This window comes from Chloroflexota bacterium, assembly GCA_018648225.1.
In the GTDB taxonomy this organism is placed as follows: Bacteria; Chloroflexota; Anaerolineae; order Anaerolineales; family UBA11858; genus NIOZ-UU35.
Genome location: JABGRQ010000117.1, coordinates 1 through 6,833 on the forward strand (window position 1 = coordinate 1; position 6,833 = coordinate 6,833).

Annotated in this window: 7 protein-coding genes; 1 reads left to right on the forward strand and 6 read right to left on the reverse strand. The window is 49.1% G+C overall.

Annotation, left to right across the window (positions count from 1 at the left end):
• The 3 genes from HN413_11525 to HN413_11535 all read right to left on the reverse strand — a co-directional run.
• Window positions 1-456: hypothetical protein (locus HN413_11525; protein MBT3391027.1), on the reverse strand; the 456-nt coding region annotated here is incomplete at its 3' end.
• Window positions 453-716, reverse strand: coding sequence for a hypothetical protein (locus tag HN413_11530; protein MBT3391028.1), 264 nt, complete (start codon window positions 714-716; stop codon window positions 453-455). The genes HN413_11530 and HN413_11525, both read right to left, overlap by 4 nt.
• A complete protein-coding gene (locus HN413_11535; GenBank protein ID MBT3391029.1) occupies window positions 706-1,569 on the reverse strand; it encodes a hypothetical protein in 864 nt (287 codons plus the stop codon). Before HN413_11535 ends, HN413_11530 begins: the two co-directional genes overlap by 11 nt.
• A gap of 162 nt (window positions 1,570-1,731) precedes the next feature.
• Here HN413_11535 and HN413_11540 point away from each other — a divergent pair, with 162 nt between their 5' ends.
• Window positions 1,732-1,950, forward strand: coding sequence for a hypothetical protein (locus tag HN413_11540; GenBank protein MBT3391030.1), 219 nt, complete (start codon window positions 1,732-1,734; stop codon window positions 1,948-1,950).
• 62 nt (window positions 1,951-2,012) lie between these two features.
• On the opposite strand, the gene HN413_11545 is transcribed toward HN413_11540, so the two are convergent.
• The 3 genes from HN413_11545 to HN413_11555 form a co-directional block, all read right to left on the reverse strand.
• Window positions 2,013-5,240, reverse strand: a complete 3,228-nt coding sequence (locus tag HN413_11545) for a CHAT domain-containing protein (GenBank protein ID MBT3391031.1) — start codon at window positions 5,238-5,240, stop codon at window positions 2,013-2,015.
• 3 nt (window positions 5,241-5,243) lie between these two features.
• Window positions 5,244-5,897: a hypothetical protein gene (locus tag HN413_11550; protein MBT3391032.1), complete on the reverse strand. Its 654-nt coding sequence runs from the start codon at window positions 5,895-5,897 to the stop codon at window positions 5,244-5,246.
• A gap of 91 nt (window positions 5,898-5,988) precedes the next feature.
• The coding region (locus tag HN413_11555; protein ID MBT3391033.1) for an RNA polymerase sigma factor at window positions 5,989-6,833 on the reverse strand (845 nt) is incomplete at its 5' end.

Genomic DNA, 6,833 nt, shown 5'->3' on the forward strand with positions numbered 1-6,833 from the left:
CACAGTTATAAATTCTTGGAATTGCTTTTCCGGTACAGCGCTCTGGCGCGCGATTTGCTCAACCATGCCAGACTGAATTTCTTTAACTGAAACAGGTTGTGTAACAAAACTCAGGGGTAGATAGCTAACCAATTGATCAAGTACGCTACTAAATCCTGGCATGTGTATATCTTTTTGATCGAAATCTGTTCGCAATAATTGAACAAATTGTTCTTGTGGACTTACTGCTACAACCGAATCACCAACAGCCACCAGCATCATATCTACCAATTCGCTGTATTCAGTGGCACATTGAGCACAGACCTCCAGGTGCTTGACCTGGTCTGGATATAAGGCCTCAATATCTTCGCCCGCTGCCTCAACGGTTGCCAGTTCGGAGATCATTTCGTCATCTAAATGCGGCCCCAGGGAACCGGATAATGCATCTTGCAAAGCTAATAATCCATCCTGGTTCATGGGGATACCTCAGAATAAAGCGCGTTTGTTGTTAAATCAGCCAATTCCACATATTCTTGCAAACACCACTCGCAAAGATTCAAATGATGGGCAATTTCAGGGTATACCATGTCAACATCCTGCCCGGCAAGTTCATCGCTGACGAATATATACAATTCATCCTGGCACTGCTGACAGAAGCTTAAATTACCATCCTTAATATGGGGAGCGGTTACGAGTTGAACAAGTTGTTCAAAATGGGGATGGGCGCTATTCATCATCCACCTCATTGAAAGACAAGTCGGTTGCAACAGAGAGTATTTCCAGAAGTATCTGGCGTTTCTCTTGGGGGAGGCTACGCAACTGTTGTATAACCCGCGCCTTAAGCATTCGGATTTCGTGTGAGTGTTTTCCCATTAATTGCGCAATTTCTTTTGGGGTTAGCCCATCCAAAAAATGAGCCTCGGCCACCTGAATTTGCAGGTCAGAAGTCAGATATGTTCGGAAAAAAGCTTGCATCTTCTGCCGGATGTCTTGCATGGCCGTTGTTTCCTCAATATATTGTGCATCCTTTGCCGTATCAGGAATGGCATCTTCCCAGTGGGGGTCATCGCCATCAGCGTCCATAGAACGAAATGGTATCTCTTCTAAGTATAACCCATCTCCACCACCGCGCTTGACAGCCATATCCTTACGGTGCAAGTCAATATTTTTGCGTTTTAGTGTTTGGAGTGCAAAAGCAAGAAATGCTCGCGGGGATTTCAGGGGTTCTTTGGTAAGCCTATCATGCAGACTGAGCAAGGTTTCTTGGGCGAGCCGATCAGTGTCTTGGACCGCTGTTGGTAAATACCCTATTTGATTCTCTAGCCAAGCCAGAAGCTCAGCCCAGGCTTGTTCATACGTACTGCCAGTGGATTCGCGACAGGCCTGGTGCAATATCTCGGCATATTGCTGCCAGACCTGGTTTTTTACATACGCTACCGCAGCCTGCGACGACAGTTTTTGCGCGCGCACGGCATCCCAAATCGGCGCAGACAGCGTTTGTGCATCAATAAGCTGCCAGCCATTGCGCTGCATATACTTCTGCACAATCTGGGCGCATTGTATTTCATCAAAAGGTTGAACTTCGTTCATACTGTTTTGTAGTGAAGCTCAAATACAGAATCCCCCTCTCCCAATGGGAGAGGGGAGGGGTGAGGGTGAAACCCCACGATATGTTTTTCGGTACTCTTTCGTCTTTTGTAGTGTAAGCGGCCGCAAACACCACAAACCCAATGACACAAAAAGGAGCAAAAAATGAACCGAAAAACATTATCTCGTATTGTTCTACTCAGCCTGCTGGTGGTGATGTTGGCTACCACGGCCATTGGCACTGGCTTGAGTGTGGCAGGTGTAACGCCTGCTGAAAGTCCGTTCCATTTTACCGCTTTTGATCCTGCTGAGGGCGATGAAATCACAGTGCCTGCAGCCCTGGCTTGCGATGGCTGTTCCGGAGGCGGTGGTGGCCCTTGGTAGATCACTAAAATGATATAAGCAAAGCTGGTATGGAGAAAACCATGCCAGCTTTGTTTTACGTTTTACGGCAGCCCCACACAAGTGAAACTGGCCCAAGATGTCATCTCTGCTCCATGCTCAATCAACGTCCGTTGTGCCAGCGCCACAGCCTGTGCTGGTGAAACCCCCGTCCGGTAATAACGATAAAACACTTCTGTAAAATCATGCCCGGCATGGTCCAAGATTGGCCAGATACTGCCAATCACGCGGCTGGCTCCGGCAATCAAAGATGTGGTCGGCAGTCCTACCGGCTCATCCCCCGCATACAAATAGTTGAAAATACTGTTACACGCCGAGAAAATCATTGTCTGCGGCAGCGGATGAAGGTCTTGCAATTGATCCAGACGGATATCGCCATCCCAAAGCGTGAAACCGCCCATCCGTCCGGTAAGTGGATCCGAAAAGGCGTGACCGGCGAAATGCAGCCAGGCAAAACGGGACAACCCCCGGGTGGGTTCCTGCTCCCGTAAGGTTTGAACCTGCCCCCAGGTAGCCTGCTCTTCGAGCAAGAAACCAACCTCGGGGCCGAGTTTGTCTTGCAGCATCTTCATTTCATCGCGTACAGCCGGTAATTCCACTTGCCCATTGGGAAAGCGCGACAGTCCAACCACCAACCCCTGCTCCAGAGATGCTTGATCTGCCGCGGCGGCGCGTTCCCACAGTGAACGCAAGCTTTGCAACGATGGCACCACGCAGGGGATACACAACTTTATAAAGGGCTGTGCCGCGAAGCCAGGTTGCAACGCCGCCCAAGGCAGCTCATGCAGCTCACGATGGGGGGATAGCAGTACAACGGTTTTCGGGGTAAGATGCGCTTCAAGCGCCGCTGGGAGTAGTGCCGCGCCCAAAACGGCCAGATCATCTGCTGAGAGCAAATTCGCTTTGTGGGTGTTTTCGAGCGCCAGGGCGAGCCGCGGGGTACGCGGGATTATGTGTACCTGACAGCTTGTGGGGGTGACAATGACCGTGAACAACTCAGTTTCCGTCAGATAATAATCCAGCGCCAACCAGTTCTGCCCCAGATAATGCTCTGCGTGTACACGCCAGTCATCGAGATCAAAATGTGCGGACAGCCCCGCCACTTCGGTAGCAACTGTACCCTGACGCTCAAGTTGGGCCAGCAGTGCATCATATTGACGGGTTTTCTCGGCTAAACGGGAGCGCATCTGGCGTGATAGGATCGCCGCTTTGAGCTGATTATGCGTCTGAAATATTTCGCGTAGTTGCTCATGCAGCCAATTAATCTCACCGCGCAGCGTTTCTAGTTCGATGGAGTTCGCTGAACGGTTGTGATGGTTTTGGGCAAGTTGCCGCAACAGCGTGGTAGCCTTGCTATCATCTATAAATGTTAGCGCATCTTCGGCGTACCCATGTTGTGCGGACAATCGAATGGCCTGATCGAAAAATCGTGCCGGGGTTTGTAGATACGAACCTGCTAAACTGGGTTGCCAGAAATTATGGCGAATTTTGGCAAGTGCGTCCCATCCCTGCCGATAGGCTTGAAGCGCTTCATCTGTTTGTCCTTGCGTTTCAGCCAATTCAGCCAACCCGGATTGCGCCTGCCAGTCGCTTTCAGGGAAATCGCCTTGACTGAGTGCCAGTGCTTGCTGAAAGGCGGCTTGCGCCTGCCAGGGAGCGTCGGTTTCAAGATAATAACGGCCCAGTGCCACCAGACAGGCAGTCTGTTCCAGCAGCATTTCCATTGCGCTACATTGGGTATACGCTGCTTCCAAATTCTGTTGGGCACGTTCGTATTCCCCCGTGTGTGTGAATACTTCACCCAAAAGGCGTTGTGCTAAAGCCGCCTGAGGTTTTAGGGCATGTTCATTGGCAATCGTCAGCGATTGTTCGAGTGATTCGACACTTTTTATGAATTCACTTTGTTTAAAGAGTATGTCGGCCCGTAAAAGATAGATAGATGAAATATAGGCTTTTTGCCCGACGGTTTCGTAATCTTCAATGGCTTGGTCCAGATGTTGGTGTGCTTGCGTGAAATTGCCTAATCGCAGCCAGGTGGCCGCCATATATCGTTTACATGTGCCCAGGCGAAGATAATTTTGGGAGTTGGTTAGCTGCTCCTTCGCCCGTTCTAGATAATATAGCGAGTCTTGATACCGACCAAGGTATCCATATACCTCCCCCTGATTGAACACAGCAATGGCAACTTGTATTGAAAGACCTAGTTGACGATAAATTTCTTCAGCTTGTTGATACTGTGTAAGACTAACTTGAGATAAACCCAAGCGTGCATTTAGTTTTCCACTATCATTGAGGTTATCTGCTAATAAACCGGGAACAGCGTGCTGGATGATGTGGATGCGCGCCTGCTGATAGTACTCATTTGCAACTGAAAGTTGGCCTTTTTGCACATGGATGGAACCTAAAATGGATTGACTGGTTGCTTCCAATAAATCTAAAGTGTGTTCTCTGAATACTTGGGCGGCGCTTTCAAAATAAGCTACAGCGCTGGAAAGGTTATCTGCCCTAAGTAGGTGGATTAGCCCCAGTTGGCCATATGTGTGTGCAATATCGATTTGCAGGTTCTCACGTTGGAAGACGGACATCGCCTGTTCGAGCAACTCGATTGCCTGCTCGAAACGGGATTGACGACGAAGGCGGCTGGCCTGTTGGAACCAACAACGCGCCTGGTTGATGGTATCCCCCTGGCCTATAAAATAAGCTTCACTAGCCTGGATATTTTGATCGGCGGTTTCATATTGACCGGTCATAATTTGGGCGTAAGCCAACGACAGGCGGCAATGCGGTACAAAGTTATCCATGCCAGCGGTGGTTAAACCCTCCAGGGCTTTTTCCAGAATTTCGGCAGCTTCGACAACGTTGGGTTTTGTCCATGCCAGGGCGTTGGCTTGCCAATCACAAGCAGCCATCCAACCGAGTTCACTTGCTTGATCAAAACCCTTCCGGGCGCGAGCAATGGCAGCGCTTACACGTTTAGGTTGTACCCAATAATTAGCTGCGCGCCCCAAATACCAGGCCGCCAAGGCTTGTATAAAAGGCGTGGTCGGGTGGGCCTGCGCCGCAGCATCGGTAACGGCGGCAATTGCCCAGGCGCGCCGCGGCTGCGTTGGAGCAGTATTTTCAGCATGTTGCCCCAACGCATATAGTGATTTCTCACTTAGAACAGGAAGATTTTTGGCAATCGTAGGCAGAGCGTTTTCATCAATTTCCCCTGTGAACAGTTTTTCGGTAATATCGAGATAAGCCTGCACGACAGAAGTGGCCTCAAGCATGGCTCAGGCCAAAGCTTCCAACGTGAAATTAAAATCGACTTCGATGGGGTTAAGCTCCGCATCAAAAGCTGCATCTAACGGAATATCCGGCAGGCGTACGCGCCCAGCTTCATCCAGTGTGATGCTCGCGTCGTAGTTTCCCCACTGTAAGCGTGCCTGAAGCGGAAATGCCGGGCGCGGTTGTTCGGTTCCCAACGTGACCGCAAGATTCAAATAAGGTGTCAGCGTTTCATTCGCCCCCGTAGCGAGATTACAATCCAGTACTATCGAATACACAATTGGGGCAATCTCAAAATCTTCTCTCAACAGCGTAAACCAGGGGTCTTCGATAGCCACAGCGTCCAAACGATAGGCTAGTTCAGAAGGAGAGAAAATCTGACATAATTTTTCGAATGTGTGCTGCCAGCCGATACGCCAATGTTCGGGTGCCAACCATTCCAGGTGAGACCGGGGCGATTGGGTTCTTAAAAACCTTAGGTCAATATTAGGTTTTTGGGGTAAAGGATGGGTAAGCTGTTCTTCTTGTTCAAGTGCATCCAGCAAGTCAGTAAACGCCTGCCGCACGTCGGCGTTTTGGAGCAATTTTCGATAAAAGGTAGGATACTGTGCCTCAATATTTACGCCTCGATGGGCTTCTTCAGCAAATAATGCTAACATCTCATCTTCTCCCCGTGGTACTCGTCCTGTATTCATCTGTACTAAATCGGCAAGCAATTTTCGTTCAGGTGTCTGTGAATTTAATTTTTGCTCAGCGTTTGTCATCATTACTATTCCCGGTTTGCCCTAAAATCTCGCGCAAATCTTCCAGGGCGTAGAAACGCAAACTGTACAGCGCGCCGACACTTTTTCCCATATGCTCAGCCGCTTCCTTGATCGAAATTCCTTGCAGATAGGTTAATTCGATCACTTCCCGACGCGCATCCGGAAGTTGGGCGAGGGCTTTATGGATGGTCTCATGCAATTCAGCTTGACGTTCTTTTTCTGTGAATGTGTCATCGCGCAACATATTGTGCAACGGTTCGATATCAACCAGCCAATTATCCGGTATGGATGATTTTTTCAATTTGCTACGGAAATATTTGCGGCAGGTGTTGATAACGATGACATGGGCCCAGGCATCAAAGTGGGCGTCAAAGGGGAAATAGGCGTTCAGCAATTGGATGGCAGCTTCGTTGGCTAGTTCTTCTGCAATCATCTGAGTATGAGCATCTGCCTGAAATCCTTTGCGCACCAGGTAGTTGAATATCCACCGTTGCAGTTTTTTTAGTAATGCTGTCCATGTCTGCGGGCAGTGATCGTTTTGTAATTTTCGCAGGTCAGGGGCGAATTGTCGATAATTGCCAACAATCTTTTGCACATAGAGCCTTACGCGTAAAATATCATCTTCGATGAAATAGTGAAGGCGGCCACGATCCAAATTAGTCAGCAAAATGGATTTAATCCGCATCACAAAAACAGGGTCTTCACGCGCGGCTAGTTCCATGAGCGCTTTTTCGATTTTGATGAAGATGGCTTCGGTGCTTGGGATGGGCATAGTCTTGGCAATTTTCAATACAATTTCGTGCGTCTGGAATTCGCTGGTAATTATACTAG

Excerpts from the sequence above, each read along its gene's own strand:
- HN413_11530 (MBT3391028.1), bottom strand. The coding sequence starts at position 716 with ATGATGAATAGCGCCCATCCCCATTTTGAACAACTTGTTCAACTCGTA.
- HN413_11535 (MBT3391029.1), bottom strand. The coding sequence starts at position 1,569 with ATGAACGAAGTTCAACCTTTTGATGAAATACAATGCGCCCAGATTGTG.
- HN413_11540 (MBT3391030.1), top strand. The coding sequence starts at position 1,732 with ATGAACCGAAAAACATTATCTCGTATTGTTCTACTCAGCCTGCTGGTG.
- HN413_11545 (MBT3391031.1), bottom strand. The coding sequence starts at position 5,240 with ATGCTTGAGGCCACTTCTGTCGTGCAGGCTTATCTCGATATTACCGAA.
- HN413_11550 (MBT3391032.1), bottom strand. The coding sequence starts at position 5,897 with ATGTTAGCATTATTTGCTGAAGAAGCCCATCGAGGCGTAAATATTGAG.